The 16,634-nt window shown below is 70.4% G+C and carries 12 protein-coding genes; 8 read left to right on the top strand and 4 right to left on the bottom strand.

Translation table 11 applies throughout. The features are described 5' to 3' along the window. Positions 1–207 precede the first annotated feature (207 nt). The 3 genes from WMF34_RS30870 to WMF34_RS30860 all read right to left on the bottom strand — a co-directional run bounded on the left by WMF34_RS30870 (position 208) and on the right by WMF34_RS30860 (position 5,442). Positions 208–4,728: an nSTAND1 domain-containing NTPase gene (locus WMF34_RS30870; RefSeq protein ID WP_437990041.1), complete on the bottom strand. Its 4,521-nt coding sequence runs from the start codon at positions 4,726–4,728 to the stop codon at positions 208–210. Between the two features lie 23 nt (positions 4,729–4,751). Beyond that, positions 4,752–4,925, bottom strand: a complete 174-nt coding sequence (locus tag WMF34_RS30865) for a hypothetical protein (RefSeq protein ID WP_437990040.1) — start codon at positions 4,923–4,925, stop codon at positions 4,752–4,754. A gap of 151 nt (positions 4,926–5,076) precedes the next feature. Beyond that, positions 5,077–5,442, bottom strand: a complete 366-nt coding sequence (locus WMF34_RS30860) for a hypothetical protein (protein ID WP_437990039.1) — start codon at positions 5,440–5,442, stop codon at positions 5,077–5,079. 62 nt (positions 5,443–5,504) lie between these two features. Between WMF34_RS30860 and WMF34_RS30855 the strand changes: the two genes are divergently transcribed. The 3 genes from WMF34_RS30855 to WMF34_RS30845 all read left to right on the top strand — a co-directional run bounded on the left by WMF34_RS30855 (position 5,505) and on the right by WMF34_RS30845 (position 7,503). Further along, positions 5,505–6,428, top strand: a complete 924-nt coding sequence (locus WMF34_RS30855; RefSeq protein WP_437990038.1) for an undecaprenyl-diphosphate phosphatase — start codon at positions 5,505–5,507, stop codon at positions 6,426–6,428. Positions 6,429–6,790: 362 nt separating this feature from the next. Continuing rightward, on the top strand, positions 6,791–7,207 hold the full coding sequence (locus tag WMF34_RS30850; RefSeq protein ID WP_012238617.1) for an RNA recognition motif domain-containing protein: 417 nt from the start codon (positions 6,791–6,793) through the stop codon (positions 7,205–7,207). Between the two features lie 110 nt (positions 7,208–7,317). Then, entirely contained in the window at positions 7,318–7,503 is a 186-nt protein-coding gene (locus WMF34_RS30845) for a hypothetical protein (RefSeq protein WP_012238616.1), read from the top strand. An 82-nt stretch (positions 7,504–7,585) separates the two neighbouring features. Here WMF34_RS30845 and WMF34_RS30840 read toward each other — a convergent pair whose 3' ends face one another. Next, a complete protein-coding gene (locus WMF34_RS30840) occupies positions 7,586–7,942 on the bottom strand; it encodes a hypothetical protein (protein WP_157907010.1) in 357 nt (118 codons plus the stop codon). 385 nt (positions 7,943–8,327) lie between these two features. Here WMF34_RS30840 and WMF34_RS30835 point away from each other — a divergent pair, with 385 nt between their 5' ends. The 5 genes from WMF34_RS30835 (at position 8,328) to ltrA (ending at position 16,528) form a co-directional block, all read left to right on the top strand. Continuing rightward, positions 8,328–9,401, top strand: a complete 1,074-nt coding sequence (locus tag WMF34_RS30835; protein WP_437990037.1) for a DUF72 domain-containing protein — start codon at positions 8,328–8,330, stop codon at positions 9,399–9,401. A gap of 433 nt (positions 9,402–9,834) precedes the next feature. After that, positions 9,835–11,295, top strand: coding sequence for a hypothetical protein (locus tag WMF34_RS30830; protein WP_437990036.1), 1,461 nt, complete (start codon positions 9,835–9,837; stop codon positions 11,293–11,295). After that, the gene (locus tag WMF34_RS30825; protein WP_437990035.1) at positions 11,292–13,490 is read left to right on the top strand and encodes a hypothetical protein; all 2,199 of its coding nucleotides are present in this window, start codon (positions 11,292–11,294) and stop codon (positions 13,488–13,490) included. The genes WMF34_RS30830 and WMF34_RS30825 overlap by 4 nt, the downstream gene beginning before the upstream one ends. Further along, positions 13,487–14,539 carry a hypothetical protein gene (locus WMF34_RS30820; protein WP_437990034.1) on the top strand — a complete coding sequence of 351 codons (1,053 nt, stop codon included), beginning with the start codon at positions 13,487–13,489 and terminating at the stop codon, positions 14,537–14,539. Before WMF34_RS30825 ends, WMF34_RS30820 begins: the two co-directional genes overlap by 4 nt. 426 nt (positions 14,540–14,965) lie before the next feature. Beyond that, positions 14,966–16,528, top strand: a complete 1,563-nt coding sequence (gene ltrA, locus WMF34_RS30815) for a group II intron reverse transcriptase/maturase (RefSeq protein ID WP_437990033.1) — start codon at positions 14,966–14,968, stop codon at positions 16,526–16,528. The last annotated feature ends 106 nt before the right edge of the window (positions 16,529–16,634 follow it).

Below are 16,634 nucleotides of genomic sequence, written 5' to 3'. Positions count from 1 at the left end.
GGCGCAGATGCGTACCTGACGTTCGAGTCGCAGCAGCGGCTGTTTGCGATGCCGACCGGACCGGTCACAGCTGTGCATCGCGGCGGCCGGATCGACGTGTTCACGCGAGCCGACACCGGCGCGATCCTGTGGGACTGTAAACCAAATAACCGGTCGTGGAAGGCTCGGCTTCGGCTGCCGTCGCCCGGAGGAGTGGGGCGGTCGGTTCTACGGGACCGACTGCTCCACACGGCGCTGACAGGCCTGCCAGTCGGCGCGGGCCGCGGCCTCGGATATGTTCAGCAGCTCGACCCTGCGCTCGATGGACAGGCAATCGCGGGTTGCCAACCACAGCTGCGGGTCGTCAGGGCCCCGGGGCACCTCGAGGTCCGTCCACACCCGCGCGCTCCCATCGGCGGACGCCGTGATGACGCGCCGGCCGTCGGGGCTCCACTCGGCGGAGTAGACCGGTTCGGCGTGACCGCGCAGTATCAGCGGTTCGCCCTTGCCGTCCGCGCTCCAGATACGCGCGGTGCCATCCCGAGATGCGGTCAGGATGCGCTCGCCGTCCGCGCTCCACACCCCCCGAAGGACATCGTTGTCGTGTCCGGCGAGGATCACGGGTTCGCCGCTCCCATCCACGTTCCACACCCGTGCGGTCTTGTCCGTGGACACGGTCACGACGCGCTTCCCGTCGGGGCTCCATTCCGCCGCCGAGAGGAAGGCCTCGTGGCGGGCGATGACGACCGGTTCGCCCGTGCCGTCGGCGTTCCACACGCGGGCGGTGTTGTCGTAGGAGGCTGTGACGACGCGCCGGCTGTCGGGGCTCCAGGAAGCGTACTTGACGAGGAGCTCATGGCCGCGCAGGACCAGCGGTTCGCCCGTTCCGTCGGCATTCCAGATTCGCGCCGTCAAATCGTCCGAGGCGCTGACGATGCGCCGGCCATCGGGGCTCCACGCCGCGAAGTTCACCCTCTCGTGGTGGCCGCGCAGGATGAGGGGTGTCCCCGTGCCGTCCGCGCTCCACACACGTACGGTGTAGTCCTCCGAGGTGGTGACGATGTGCTTTCCATCGGGGCTCCACGTCGCGGAGAAGATCCTGCCCTCGTGGCCGCGCAGGATGAGGGGTGTCCCCGTGCCGTCCGCGCTCCGCACGCGCACGGTGCGGTCCTCCGAGGCGGTGACAATGCGTCTACCATCGGGGCTCCACGCTGCCGCCGTGACCGCGGCCTCGTGGTCGCCGATCACGGGGGGCGAGCTCTGGAGGTCCGCGCTCCACACCCGTGCTGTTCCGTCCCACGACCCGCTGGCGATGTGCCTTCCGTCGGGGCTCCACGCCGCCACGAACACCACGTTCTGGTGCCCGTGGAGGACCACGGGGTCGCCCGTCCCGTCTGCGTTCCACAGCCACACCTTCTTGTCCCAGTCCGTCGCTAGGATGCGCCTCCCATCGGGGCTGAAGGTCGTGGAGAGCAGGTAGGTCGTGGACAGCCGCAGGAGCCCATGAGGGCTCAGGACGATGGGCTCGCCCGTGCCGTCAGCGTTCCATACGCGCGCCCTCCCGTCCTCCGAGGCGGTCACGATTCGCTTCCCATCGGGGCTCCACGCCGCCCAGTAGACGTCGCCCCCTAGCTCGATGTTGAAAACGATCGGCTCGCCCGTGCCATCGGCGTTCCACACGCGCGCGGTGTTGTCCCAGGATGCGGTAACGATGTGCCTTCCATCGGGGCTCCACGCCCCAGCGGCTACCCAGCCCCGGTGACCTCGGAGGACGATGGGCTCGCCCGTGCCATCGGCGTTCCACACACGTGCCGTCTCGTCACGAGATGCGGTCAGAATACGCCGGCTATCGGGACTGTACGCCACGAGCTGGATGACGTCCCTGTGACCTCGGAGGACGATGGGCTCACCCGTGCCGTCGGCGTTCCACACGCGCGCGGTCTTGTCCGTGGACGCGGTGGCGATGTGCTCTCCATCGGGGCTCCACGCCACCGAGTACACGGCGTCGTCGTGACCGCGGAGCACGAGCGGCTCGCCCGTTCCATCGGCGCGCCAGACGCGGGCAGCGCGGTCGTCGCACGCGGTGGCGATGCGCGCGCCGTCCGGGCTCCACGCGACGAACCAAATCTTGCTCGAATGGCGGAGGACGACGCTGCTGATGCTGCCGTGGAGCGCGCTGAACACCAGATCGGACCAGCCCCGCGGCACGCCCGGCGGCTCGACCTCGCGCAGGAGGGCGAGCGCGGTCGTAGGGTCGCTCCGCTCCAGCTCGCGCGCCGCCGCCATGCGCGTGGCGTTGCGCGCCTGCCTGGCCTCCTCCTGCGCGAGCGTCGCCTCCCGGTCGGCGCGCGCAGCCTCGTTCTGCGCCCGGACCGCGAGGAGCGACACGGCGACGGCGATCGCGGAGAGCGCGGCGATGACACCCGCCGCGATCCGCCATCGCAGGCGCCGCGCGCGATCGGCCAGGGCGACGACCGCGCGCAGATACCGCTCCTCCCCGCGATCGATGCCGAGCTCCGCGCCCGCGCCGCGCTCCGCCTGCCGGCGCGACAGCCACGCTCGGGCGTCGTCCGCCGCGCGGTCCCGCCAGAGGAGCCCCGCGGCCTCCGCGCCGGTCTTCCATTGCTGTGCCGCCACGCGGAGCCGGGCCAGGAACTGGGCGTCCTGCGCGCTCTCGTCGAGCCATTGCCGGAGCTTCGCCCACGTGTCGATCAGGGACTCGTGCACGAGCTCCACCGTCGCGCCGTCCCGCTCGGCAGACGCCTCGATCAGGAGGAGCCTTGCGTCGGCGAGATGATGGACCACCCGCTGAAGAGTGCCGCTGTCCTCCGCGAGCCCGGCCAGCTCGGCGATCCCCACCACGGCGCGCGTGCGCTCGGGCGTGCAGAGGCGCAGGAACACCGCCCGACAGAGCCGCTGATCGGCCGGCGAGAGCGCCCCGAGGACGGTATCCGCGTGCGTGGACAGCGCACCCGCGACCCCGCCGAGCCTCTCGTAGCTGTCGCGCGTCAGCAGGCGGCGCTCGCTATCCCGCGCCTCCCACAGCCTGGTGGCCGTGAATTGCAACAGCGGCAGCGGGCTCCGCGTCTTCTCGAGCGCGTCGAGCATGGCCTCGACGATACACTCATGCTCGAAATGAATGTCGGCCGCCTCCAGGGGTCGGGTCAGCACCTCGCGCAGGCCGGCGCGCCCCATGGGCGGGAGCAGCATGAGCCCCCGTGTCACCTCGGTCGTCAGCCATCGATCCTCGGCCACGCGGTCGAGGAAATCCGAGCGGAGGGAGAGGATCACGCGCAGCGGGGAGGACGCGTCGTCGGCCGCGCCCGCGAGGCACGCGATGAACGCGGTCCGCTCGGCTGGATCCGCGCTCAGCGTATACAGCTCTTCGAGCTGATCGACGAACAGCAGGACGTGCTGTGGGCCTCCGGGCCGCCGGCACCGCGCGCGCAGCGCGGCGCCGAGCAGGCCGGGCCGGGCGCGGAGGATCGGGAGCAGCGCCTCGGGGTCGGTCAGCTCGATCGGACCGGGCGCGGCGCTCTCCAGGCTCGCGCCCCCGGTCTGGGCGAGCACATCGGCGAGCGCGGCGCACGGCCGGAGGCCAGGGCGGAGGGTGAAGGCCTCCCAGCGCTCTCCGGACCGCTTCAAGGCCGGGATCACGCCCGCGCGCACGAACGACGATTTGCCCGCGCCCGAGGCGCCGGCCACGGCCACGACCGGCTGGTTGCGCAGCCGCTCCAGGAGGCTCGCGATCTCGCGCTCGCGACCGAAGAAGCGCCCCGCGTCGGCCTCCTGGAACGCCGAGAGGCCGGCGAACGGGCTCCCATCCTCACCCAGCGAGGGTGTCTGTCGGCGGGTCGCGAGCAGCTCGAGCGCGGCGCACAGCTCCTCGGCCGAGCCGAAGCGCTCTTCCCTGCGCTTCTTCAGGCAACGATCGATGAGTTGGCCGAGCGGCCCCACGTCGGGCCGCCTCTCCCTCGCTCCGGGCATCGGCAGAGCGGGATCCGCCGTCTCGGCTAGCCGCTGCGCGACCTGCGGCGCGAACGGGTGCGCGCCGGTGCACAGCTCGAACAGGAGGAGCCCCACGGCCCAGAGATCGCAGCGAGGATCGATCTCCTCGCACCGCCATTGCTCGGGCGACATGTACGGGAACGTGCCGACGATCGTCGCCTCGTCGGTCACGGCGGTCGTGCTGGGCAGCGCGCTGGTGGTGCCCGTGACCCGCGAGATCTCCTCCTGCCCGAGCCGAGCGGCGATGCCGAAATCGAGGACCTTGATGGGCCCGGCGTCGGTCAGGACGATGTTCTCCGGCTTGAGGTCGCGGTGCACGATCCCGAGCCGATGGGCGCAGCCGAGCGCGCGCACCACGGGAATCATCAGCTCGGCCGCGAGGCCGGGCGGCACCGGGGCGGGCCCGCGATCATTCAGCCATTCGCGCAGCGTGCGGCCTTCGAGGTATTCGAGCACCATGAACGCGGTGCCGTCGATCTCGTCCACCTCGTGGATGACGACGATGTTCTCGTGCTCGCAGCGGGCCGTGGCCCTCGCCTCGACCAGGAAGCGCTCCGCGCCGCGGCCGCCGTGCTCCAGCAGCATCTTGATGGCGACCCGGCGGCCGAGCCGGGTGTCGCGCGCCAGGAACACGGCGCCCATGCCCCCCTGACCCAGCTTGCGGATGATCTCGTAGTGCTTGACGGTGGAGCCGATCGGCCACAGCGCGCGCTCGACGGTGGACGGAGCGGAGTCCCCCATCGCTCCCCGAGATCGTTCGGAGATCATTCGACCGCCCCCAGCGGCCAGGGCAGCCGTTCGGGCCGGGGGCGCTCGGCGGGCGCACGCACCCGGATGTTGCGTTGTGATGGTGCCGGCGATCGAGCGGCATCGCCGGCGAGAATCGCCGGCACGGCCACGCCGGTGAATACGCCGCCGATCGACACGACGAGCCACAAGGGGGGACGTCTGGGGGAAGATCGCTGTGGGTCATGTCGCCGCTGCGCCGCTTGCGCGAGCATCGGGGCGGGTTGCATCCGGTGGCATGCTATACCCACATTCCGGAGCGACGCGACGGCACGGAACGTGCCGGGTTGGGGCCCGCGGTCTTCAGCCCAGCGCGCCGCCGTCGGCCCCCGTCTCGGTCGCCGGCGGGGCGGCCGGCGCGCTGTTCGTCGCCTCGCCCTTGGCGCCGCCCTGCCCCCGCCGGGCGCCGGCCTCGCGGTGCGCGTCGAGCGGGCGGCGGGCCTTCCGGACGGACTCGACGGTCTCGGGCTCGTCCTCATCGACCATGCCGGCGACCTTGGTCGCGTGGTTGACGACGGCGGACTGGATGGCGCGCACGTACGTCGCGAGGTTCGATGTCGCGGCGGCCTCTTTCTGCAGCTGGTGGGTGGGGCCTCCGGCTCCGGCGCTACCCTCGCGACGGCCGGCGCCCTCCACCGCGCCGCCGCGGCCGCGCCGCGATCCCGCCACGCAGGTCGATCCCGTGCGCGCTCTCGAGCACCTCTCGCCCGCGTGAGGGTAGACTCGGCGCAATGTTCTGGTTCGATGCCGTCCTGCTCGGGGTCCTCGAGGGCCTGACCGAGTTCCTTCCCGTCTCGTCCACCGGTCATCTCATCCTGCTCGGCGCGTGGCTCGGTCACCAGAGCGAGGCGGCGAAGACGCTCGATATCGTGATCCAGCTCGGCGCGGTGCTCGCCGTCGTCGTCTATTTCCGCGAGCGCCTCTCGACCACCGTGCGCGGCATGGTCCGGCGGGATCCCGACAGTCTCCGCCTCGCGCTCGCCCTCGCGTTCGCGTTTCTCCCCGCCGCCGTGGTCGGCCTGCTCTTCCACAAGGCGATCAAGGCGCACCTGTTCGGCCCGGGGCCCGTCGCGGCCGCGCTCATCGTCGGCGGCTTCCTGATGATCGGCGTCGAGTCGGTCCGCCGCCGCCGGCCGGATCAGGGCGCCCCGCGCGTCGAGGACGTCACGTTCCAGCGCGCGCTCGCGATCGGCTTCGCGCAGTGCTTCTCGCTCTGGCCCGGCGCGTCGCGCTCGATGACCACCATCGTCGGCGGGCAGCTCTCCGGCCTCAGCACCGCCGCGGCCGCCGAGTTCTCGTTCCTCCTCGCCATCCCCACGCTCGGCGCCGCGACCGTCTTCGATCTCGTCAAGAACGGCCGCGCCTTGCTCGACGCCCCCGGCGGGATCGTTGCGCTCGTGGTCGGGCTCGCCGTCTCGTTCGCCGTCGCCCTGCTCGTGATCGCGGTCTTCCTGCGTTACCTGAAGCGTTATGGTCTCGCGCCGTTCGGGTGGTACCGCATCGCGCTCGGCGCCCTCGTCCTCTGGCTCTGGATCGCCAGCCGCTCCGCCCCCGCCGAGGCCGGCGCCGCCTCGGCCTCACCCGCGCCGCGGGGGGACGTCGCGGCCGCGGTAGACGGCCTCGCCCGTGCCGGCGATCACCCGAGCCGCCCGTAAGCGTACAGCCAGCTGGCGCGGCGAGGCGAGCAGGAGGCCGCGTGGAGCTGGCGCGCCCGCGAGGCGCGAGCGCGCGGTGGCGACGCGTGGCACCCTCGACCACGGACGGCCCGCTTGCGAACGACGGCGCATCGGGCTAGGATGCTTCTTCTCACGAACGTCCCTGGCCCTCGATACGACGCTTTCCTGTTTCCCTCTCGTGAGGGAGCCTGCAGCTCGCTCGGACGACTGGACGACGCACCGTGTGACCGCGCGGGAGTTCCGCGCGGCACGTCTCCGTTCGATCCGTTACGGCTTCGTCGGATGGCAGGCCGAGAGCGCCGCAGTGGCGCAACAGAAAGCCGTAAAAAAAGCAGGATGGCATGGGAAATCGTCTCTACGTAGGAAACCTTTCGTTCAGCACCACCCGCGAGACCCTCGAGTCCGCGTTCGCCGCAGCCGGCGAGGTCCGTGAGATCGCGATGCCGACCGACCGCGAGACGGGGCAGCCGCGCGGCTTCGCGTTCGTGACCATGGGCTCGGCCCAGGCCGCGAACAGCGCGATCTCGCAGCTGAACGGCGCGGTCCTCGATGGCCGCGCGCTCAAGGTCAACGAAGCGCAGGAGCGCCCGGCGCGCGGCTTCGGCGGCGGCGGTGGGGGCGGCTTCGGCGGCGGCGGTGGGGGCGGCTTCGGCGGCGGCGGTGGCGGCTTCGGTGGGGGCGGCTTCGGCGGCGGCGGCGGTGGCCGCGGCGGTCGCGGTGGCTCCGGCGGCCGCGGCGGTCGCGGCGACCGGTACTGATCTCGCGGGCGCGGCGCGGCGCCGCTCGTGCGCCGCGCCTGCGCCTTCAGGACGCACCGCGAGGTGCTGAAGAACGCGCCGCCCGGAGGCGCTGAAAGGCCTGGCTCCCTATGCAGCAGAAACAGGCAGCAATGAAGCGGCAAAAAGAACGCGCCCGGCAGGAAAAGCAGCGCGAGAAAGACGCGAACCGTCTCGCGCGCCGCAAGGAAAAGGGCCCCGGTGACGGCGGAACACCGGGGGAGGATCCGGACATCGCAGGGATCGTCCCGGGGCCACAGCCTCCCATCACCGAGTGAAGCGCGGAGCGCGAGCCGAGGCGCGGACAGCGCCCCGGCCCCCGCTCGCGGCGTACGCCGTCCCGGGCGATAAGCGCCCGCCCTATGCCTCGGGGCTGCGGTATGTGGCCGTGGCGACGTAGCGGAGGACCCGGGAGCAGCACTCGCCACCACAGCTCCCTCGACAGGCGCATTCCCCCTCGAACCGCGCCGTGCGCGAAGCGAGGCCGCGCAGGATCTCCTGCGTCACGTCGTAGCCGCCGTTGTCACACGACGAGTACGAGCACGGCATTTCGAACAGCGCATGCGCATGCTCGACAACGACGCGGCGGATGTACTGCGTCTCATTCATGGCCGAATTGGGCCGGGTCTCGCGAATTTCCAGGTTCAAGCTCGTGAGCTGCGGCACCTTCTGAAGGAGCTTGCCGGCCGCTTGCTCCCGCTTCTCGCGGAGCAGCATGCGCTCCTCCCGCTCGATATTCCGGCGACGATTCGCTGAATACATCGATCACCTCTGTCCTGCCGGGCAGGAATATATCAATCCCCCTAGCCCCTGTTCAGTATAGCGCAGGCGACCGGCCGGCGCATGCACAATCTGGGCTCTCCACGCTGTCGGCGTTCTGCATTCGCGGCCTCATCCACCACGGCGAAAGAGCGTGACGGAAGGCCGCCTGGATCAGGATCTGGCAATCCGGGAGCTCGTCGAGCGAGCGGGAGCATACGCGCACGACCAGCAGTTGCGCACGACTGGAGAGAGGACCTTCGTGAGAGGCAATGAGCGCCTGCCGCCGTATCTGCGGGCGAGCGGTTCCATCGCCGCAACGAGGCCTTACGTTGCTCCCGATATGCACGAAGAAGCCCTGCGCGACCCGCCGCGGTCGCCTTCAGAGGAGGCTCCACACCAGCAGGAGCAGCGGCTCGCGCGCGCCGCGGCGCTCGCGGCGTGCGCGCCTGTGCCCGCCCGCATCGGCAACGTCCTCGCCGGGACCGCCGGGTGGACGGACCCGACCCTGGTGAAGAGCCATCGATTCTACCCGAAGGGCGTGTCGAGCCCGGCGCAACGGCTGAAGTTCTACGCGTCCCAGTTCCCCGTGGTCGAGGTCAACTCGAGCTATTACGCCCTCCCGGGTCCCGGGACGGTGGCGCAGTGGGTCGAGCGGACTCCGCCTGATTTCGTGTTCAACATGAAGGCGTTCGCGCCGCTCACCCAGCACCCGGTGGAGCCCGTCCGCCTCCCCCCGGACGTCCAGGGCGCGCTGCCAGCCTCGCTCTTCGACCGGCGGCGCCTCTACCCGGCAGACCTGCCGGCCGAGGTCAGAGACGCGCTCTGGGAGCGCTTCCGGATGGCGCTCGAGCCGCTGCGCCAGGCGGGCAAGCTGGGGTATGTGCTCTTCCAGTTCCCTCCGTGGTTCACGGCGACGCGCGGCAACGTGCGTGTCATCGAGGCGTGCCGGCGGCGCATGGACGGGCTCCCGTTCGCCGTCGAGCTCCGGCACGGGTCATGGGGCATGCCTGGACGCATCGAGCGCGTCGCGGACCTCCTCCGAGATCTCGGCGCATTCTACGTCATCGTCGATGAGCCGCAGGGCAAGGACAACAGCATGCCTCCCACCGCGCTCGTCGCCGATCCTCGCCTCGCCGTGGTGCGCTTCCACGGCCGGCGCGAGGAGACCTGGGACGCGCCCGTCGGCGTGAACGAGAAGTTCAGGTACGTCTACGATCCCGTGGAGCTCGCTCCCTGGGCGGAGACCGTCGCGCGGCTCTCCCAGGAGGCAGAGCAGGTGCACGCGATCTTCAACAACTGCGTGTCCGACCATGCCGTGGTCGGCGCCAGGGGGCTCATGGCCCTCCTCGCCCGCAGGGCAGCCGCGCTGGCGGACGAGAGCGCCCCGGTCCCGGCAGGCCCGGCCGTCCACTGAGCCTCGCTGTCGCGATCGCTGCGTCCCTGTCGCGGTCGCCGCCTCCATCCGCCGCTGCGGCCTCCGTGTACCGCCGCGGACACCGCTCCTCTGGCGGGCGCACGCGGGCCTGCTGGTGGCGACGTGGACAGCCGCGCGGCGCCCCAGGAGCACGACGCCGAGACCTCGCTCGCGGAGCTCGCCGGCGAGGGGCACGAGCTCAGCGGCGTCCGCCTCGACCCCGCGGCCGGTCCGCAGGCCGTGGCGCCGCGCACCCCCAAGCACACCTCTCCTGTTCGGCGACTGTCCGCGCATTGAGGACGGACAACCTGGCGCTCGGGGCGCGATCCACGGCCGAGCAATGTCCTAGCGCTCTGGTGAGGACGCTTGCTTCTGGAAAATCGGCGGGCGAGCGTGCGCGGGCGAGAAATTTCGCGGGGTGGAGGCAATGAGCATGATCGAGAGATCCAGACCGGCGCGACGGAGGGCGATCCTTGCGGCGGCCATCGGCGCGCTGATGTTCGGCGCCACGGGGGCAGGTTGTTTGTGGAAGTTCGGGGACGACACGTTCGGGAGCTTCTGCGCGGCGGCGGTGGGCGGCGCGGAGCACTGCGTGGGCGAGAATCAGGGGCCGGGCGCCGCGTGGGCCCAGGCCGAGAAGGACGGCGCGCTGCCCATCGAGGTGTGGGCCACATGGCCGAACAACAAGACGCCGGAGGAGATCGTCGCGAGCGAAACCTCGCTCGGCGTCTGGTTCGGCCACATCGACGAGGCGATCGCCTACGTGCGCGACGATGTGAGGAACGCCGAGTCCCTGCGGGCGACGCTCGCTGGCAAGCTTGCGTCGCTGCTCGACGAGGCGAGGGACCGCCAGCGGGTGCTGCTCGCGGAGGCGCCGGTCGACGCGGCCGGCAACTTCACGGCGGCGATGCTCGATAAGGCCAGCGCGGAGAGAGAGCCGCTCGCCGCCACGCTCGCGGCCGACAGGCAGGCGACGGCGGCCGTACAGGCAATCTTCGACCAGGCCCGGGACGAGGCCGCCCCGCTGCGATCGAAATACGCGGGCGTCGCGGCGCGCTTCGCCGCGTACCGCGCGACCGAGGCGGCGGAGACGGCGGCATACGCGGCGCTCTCGGTGCAGGCGTCGCGGTCGGACATCGACGGCATCGACGGCGTGGAGCAGGCGGTGCTCGCGGCGGCGCGCGAGGCGAGCCGCTCGCCTGGCGAGCTCACCGCGGAGATCCTGAGCTGGTCGGCGACGCTCCAGGTCTTCGCGGCCTCCTTCGATGAGGCGATGGCGCCGCACAGGGAGCTGCTCGCCACGCACGGCGCGGTGCTGCCGGACATGACGTCGGGCGCGCTGCGCTCGCTGAACGCGATGCTGGGTTACGTGAAGGGTCGTGTCGCCCGGAGCGACGCGACCGCGTCGGCGCTGCTCGGCGGCATCGCGCTGCGCCGGCAGGCGCTCCGCGTGCTGCAGATGGACGAGGGGGCGCGCGAGGCCGTCGCAGGGGCGCGGACGCGCAAGGCGTCGGACGCCTTCGAGCAGCGTGCGCGCGCGCAGGTCGCGGCACTGTCGGCGGCGCCGCCGGTGAGCGAGAAGCTCGGGCTGCCGCTCTTGGCCGAGCGGTGCGGCGAGCTCCTGGCGCTGGCGCAGCTGCGACCGCTCTGCGAGGCGGCGGGGTCGTCCTGGCGCGAGGCCGGTTGCACAGCGCTTCGGGGGCGGTTCGACGCCGCGGCGGCCGAGCTCAGCACGGGGGTGCCGCAGAAGATCGCGGCGGGCCTCGCAGCGCTGCGGGAGAAGGGGATGGGCGCGGCGGAGCTCGACGCGGCTCAGGCGAGGCTCGACGCGGGCGACGTGAAGGGCGCCGCGATCGCGTATGACGCCGCCGTGCGCGGCGCGGAGGGGACATGAGAGGCGCCAAGGACGTTGCGCTGCGCGGCCGGAGCGCCGCGGTGTTCCCGAGGCTCGTCGCGCTGGTCACGGCGCTGGCGGTGCTGGCGCCGTCGTTCGCGTGGGCCGGTACCCCGTACAGGCTGGACTGGGAGCGCACGGAGCTCAGCTCCTCGTGCGAAGGGGCGTTCCTCGTCGGACACAACTTCTTCAGCGTCAACGATACGCCGCTGACCACGTACGAGGTCCCCGGCGCGCTGCTGGAGCTCCCCGACGGACCGCAGACGAACAGGGCGGAGACGGAGTTCGACTCGGTGCTGCTCCAGATGGGAGCGAACGACTTCCACTTCCATGTGAAGAACTCTGCCGGCGATGACTGGTGCACCGAGTCGCACGAGGTGGTGCACCTCGTCTCGGAGCCGCTCGGACTGAACAAGCCTCTCTTCAACGTGCGGCGCAGCGGGACGGCGTTCTTCGGCGACACGACGCTCGACCTGAGCCTCGCGGAGGTCAACCCGGCGCTGGCGCGCGACATCGAGATCCTGCTGGCCGAGATCGCCAAGGAGCGCGCGGCGCTCGTGGCGAACGCACGGGCGGTGGGCCTGCTGGCGGAGAAGATGGACCTGCTCCAGCAGCTCGACACCGAGCTCAAGGACCTTGTCGGCCGGCCGCTCGACGAGATATCGCGGACCGACCTCGAAGCGATCCTGGACCGGCACAAGGACGCGGTCGCGCCGGAGACGCGCGCGGCGATGGAGCAGCTCGTCGACGACCTGAAGCAGAGCGTCAGCGATCTCGAGGACGAGCTCGCGCGGCTGATGGACGAGTTCGGCGCGCAGGCCGACGAGGTCGCGGACCTGGCGACGGAAGACGCGCGCGCCGAAGGGTGGGATCCGGACGACCCGCAGGCGTACGCGCTCGGGGAGAGCGAGGTGCCGTGGGTCGAGGTGCCGGACATCGCGGAGGTGGACGGGGCGTTCGACGAAGGGAGGGATCCCTACGCGGCGTACGCGGATGCGGTGCTCGCGGCGCTGGAGGCGGACGTGAGCGGCCGGGTGGTGGTCTTTCGGGCGGACTTCGTGGCGAACGTGCGGGCGTGGAGGGCCAACAGCGCGGCGCTGGAGATCGCGCTGCGCGACCGGATGGGCGTGTCGCTGGCGGAGACCAACGCGTTCCTGAAGGCGCAGAACCGGATCACCGGGTTCGTGCGGCAGTTCATGGATGCGTCGGACTGGTTCGAGGACTCGCCGATCCCGCCGGATCTGCGGGCGCAGGTGGACACGGTGCTCAAGCCGCGGTTCGACGCGCTCGCGGACCAGATGAAGGACAACCTCAACCTGTGGACAGGGGACGGGTTCGACCTGGAGCAGACGCAGCTCTACCAGACGATCAGCGCCTTCGCGGCGGCGATGTCGACGGTCAGCGAGGGCGTCGAGGCATACGCGGAGGTGATGCAGACGCTGGTGCACGCGACGACGCGCATCGGGGTGGGCTTCGTGCCGGTGGTAGGGCCGGCGCTCGACCTGTGCGAGGCCGTGACGGGGAAGGCGTGGTGCCTGCCGTCGGGGCAGGAGCTGAGCGACGAGGAGAGGATCTTCTCGGGGGTAGGATTCGGGGTCGCGGCGATCGGGCCGATGTGGCGGGTGATCAAGACCGCCAGCGGGCTGCGGCCGTCCGCGATCCGGGTGGCCGGGGAGATCGCCGAGATCGAGGAGGTTTTCGCCAAGATCGTGAAGACGAACCGCGTCCGGGGGTACAAGACGCTCACCGGGGCGATCACGACCAAGGCGGTGAACATCTTCGAGAAGAAAGCGGCCAAGTTCCTGGTGGACGACGGAAGAGCGCTCATCGGGGTCGGCGACGACGGCGTGCGCAGGGTGCTCGACATTCCGAAGGAGTCACGGACGGGTACCATCGAGGGGAAGGCGCCGGACTTCGTCTCGTTACGCGGAGGGAACGAGCTGATTCTCAGCGAGGCAAAAGGCGGAGACGAGGTAATCGCCAGGGACGTGATCGAGCAGTTGACGAACGCGATGGAAACGCTGAAGACGAAGTGGAAGCTCCATGGCGACGTTGCCCGATTGGAGCTCATCATGAAGCAGGGGGCGACGTTTGATAACAAGAACATCGGCGTGCGGGACGGCTACTTGATCAACCTGCTCACGGGCAAACCCGTCGCCGTAGGCGACAAATTCGTCATGGTGATCCGGCTATGAGCGAAGCAGGCCCCATGTTCTACGCGTGGTGTGACGAGGCCGACCGGGTCGACGCGCTCGCGGCAGCGCTGTCGGCGCTGGTGATTCCGGGAGACCTCATCCGCGTGGCGATGGATAACGACATTTGGATCAAAACGCACTCCATCGACGAGGTGGTCGCGACGGTCCGCGCCCACTTCTCCGGATGGATCAACGCGGACCTATCCTTCGGCGTCATGCTGAGGCACCCCGAGCGCGCGATATGCTTCGGCATCGCGTGCTTCGCGGAAGAATACGAACGTCGCCATGCATCCGGCCCCCTCGTCTTGCGTGTGTGCGACAAATCCGACTTTCTCCGTCCTGAGCTCGATCTCGTCTTGAGCAGGGGCCAGCGCTCGATCGAGACCGAGGCTGCGCTGGCGTGGCTCGTGATTGAGGACGATCTCGAGGACCTCCTGCTCCGCTTCTACGCGCCAGACGCGAGCGGACGGATCCCGACCGGCGCATGCACGAACGCCTGGGACTGGGTCGCGCCGGTCGACATGTGCGCCACGTACAACGCGAACACCGCGGAACTCGCGCGCGATCTCGCCCTGTCATGGGTGGAACTCCACGACAAGGGCAAGATCAAGCGCGCCGCAGGCATGTCGCTCGATGCGCTCCGCGCGCGGGTGGAAGCCGCGCCGGCCGGTGCGCGCGTCGCCATGAAAGGTGGCAGCGAGCACGCGCGGTCGCTCTCCCGCGAAACCGTCCTCAAGGCGCTGGCAGCACCGCCTTCCGCGTTGCTCGACGCCCTTAAAGCATCGGCGGTGCCCGACGACGCGTGGCGCGCCGCCGCGCCGCGCGCGAGAGAGATTTTGGAGCTGACAAGCCAGACCGAGGAGATCGAAGGTCTGCCCACCTGGCGGGTGGACACGACCACGCGCAGGCACGTCCGCTTCCTCGAAGAGCACGCCCCGTTCCACGTGCGCCGCCTGCCGAGCGGCGGCGTGGTGCTGGCGACGCACCCGTACCGCACCCTCTGGCCGCTCTGGGCCGACGCCCTCTTCTTGCTGGGCATCACGTCCTGACGCGAGTTGCCCGGCTGCTCTCCCTCTCAGGTTCCCACCTGGATATGCGGGACGGCGCACCCCTCCCTGAGCGCGCGGAGCGCGCGATTTGGTGCGCCCGGCATGGGCGCGGAACTGGAGGTGAAAGTCCTCTTGGGACCTAGGCGGAAAGGAACCCAACACCGAAGCGACAAGGGCGAGCCCGCGAGGGAGCGTCTGGTGGAAGTCTAAGGTGCAGTGCCGAACCGAGCGAAAGCGAAGCGCTGACGAGGCGCGCGTACCGCGGGGTGAGCCGGCCAACGGCGGCGAAGCCCAAATGTCCGTCGGGCGGCGTGCGTATAGGCGACGGGCTCGGCACGAAGTTTCGCGCTCTTACCCGGGGAGGCCTCCCGGCCTCCGCCGCGGGCGACCGCGGGCGGTAACCACGGAGAACGAAAGGACAAAGTGGTGAAGGGACGGGAGGAGTCGGATGGTCGCGTACTACCGCAAGGCCGCCGAAAGGCGGTCCCAACCGCGGCGACGCGGGGAGGGAAGGCGACCACGGCCAGTGAACAGGCAGGACAGCTCGAACTGTTCCGAGCGACAGCCGACAACCCGCAAGGGGCCGACGGCGGGGTGGACACGGGCCGGTCCGTGCCTGCGCCGCGCGCGGTGCCGAAGGCTCGGAACACGAAGGGAATCGCCCTGCCGGCGATGACGATGGAGGAGGTGGCGTCCGAGGACAACCTGATGCGTGCGTTCGAGAAGGTGGCGCAGAACGACGGCGCCCCTGGACCGGATCGGCAGAGCGTGGACGAGGTGCGCGCGCACCTCGACGTCGTGCTGCCGGCGCTGCGACGCGAGCTGCTGGAAGGGAGCTACCGACCCGGCCTGATCCGCCGGGTGTGGATCCCGAAGGTAGGGGGCGGCCAGCGCGGCCTTGGCATCCCGAACGTGGTCGATCGGATCGTACAGCAGGCGGTGCACCTGGTGCTCAGCCCGCACTACGAGCCGACGTTCCACGAAAGCAGCCATGGCTTCCGGCCGGGGAGGAGCTGTCACACGGCGATCGCGGAGGCCGTGTGGCATCTGGAGGAGGGGCACGAGTGGATGGTCGATCTCGATCTGGAGACCTTCTTTGATCGGGTCCACCACGACCGCTTGCTCGCCAGGCTTGAGCTGCGGGTCAAGGACCGACGGCTCATCGACCTGATCCGAAGGATGCTCAAGGCCAAGGTGATCATGCCGAACGGGGTGGTGGTGAGCACGGAGGAGGGGGCGCCGCAGGGCGGTCCACTTTCGCCGCTGCTCAGTAATATCGTGCTCGACGAGCTCGACTGGGAGCTCGCGCGGCGCGGCCACCGATTCGTCCGCTACGCCGACGACGTGAACATCTACGTCCGAAGTGAGCGGAGCGGCCAGCGTGTGATGGCGAGTGTGGTCCGCTTCATCGAGAGCCGGCTGCGGCTGAAGGTGAACGCGGCCAAGAGCGCGGTCGCTCGACCGGAGGGGCGACACTTCGTCGGTTTCAGCCTGCGGCGCGAGCCGGAGGACGGAAGCGTCGAGGTGAGGCTGTCGAAGCGGTCCAAGACCCGCGTCGACGAAAAGGTCCGCGAGCTGGTGCCGCGCAACTGGGGAAGGTCGCTCCGCGACTGCATCCTCCAGCTGAACGCGTACCTGCTCGGCTGGATCGGCTTCTTCTGGATCTGCACCGAGGCCGCGGCGCGGATGCTATCGAACCTCGACGCGCACATCCGGCGGCGGCTGCGCGCGCTGCTGCTCAAGCAGTGGAAGCGCAAGCGCACGATCGCACGCCGGCTCATCCGGCTCGGCGTGAAGCCCAAGACGGCGTGGAAGGTCTACGAGGGGCATCGCTCCTGGTGGGCGCTCAGCCACTACTCGCCCGTGGATCGGGGACTGCGTAACGCGTACTTCGCCGAACGTGGGCTCGTTTCGCTGGCGGCCAAGTGGAGGGAACTGCAAGGCCGAGCCATCATCGCCCCGGCGCAGCTTGCGCTGCCGCTGGGATAGCTGCGGGTGGAAACACCGGCGCCGGACGACGAGGGCGACCTCGGATGCCGGCGTCCCGAAGAGCCGGATGTGAGGCCCACAAGTCCGGTTCTGTGAGAGGGGCCCC

Origin of the sequence: Sorangium sp. So ce145 (genome assembly GCF_051525985.1) — a bacterium.
Classification (GTDB): domain Bacteria; phylum Myxococcota_A; class Polyangia; order Polyangiales; family Polyangiaceae; genus Sorangium; species Sorangium cellulosum_B.
This window is presented reverse-complemented; position numbering and strand designations above follow the sequence as displayed.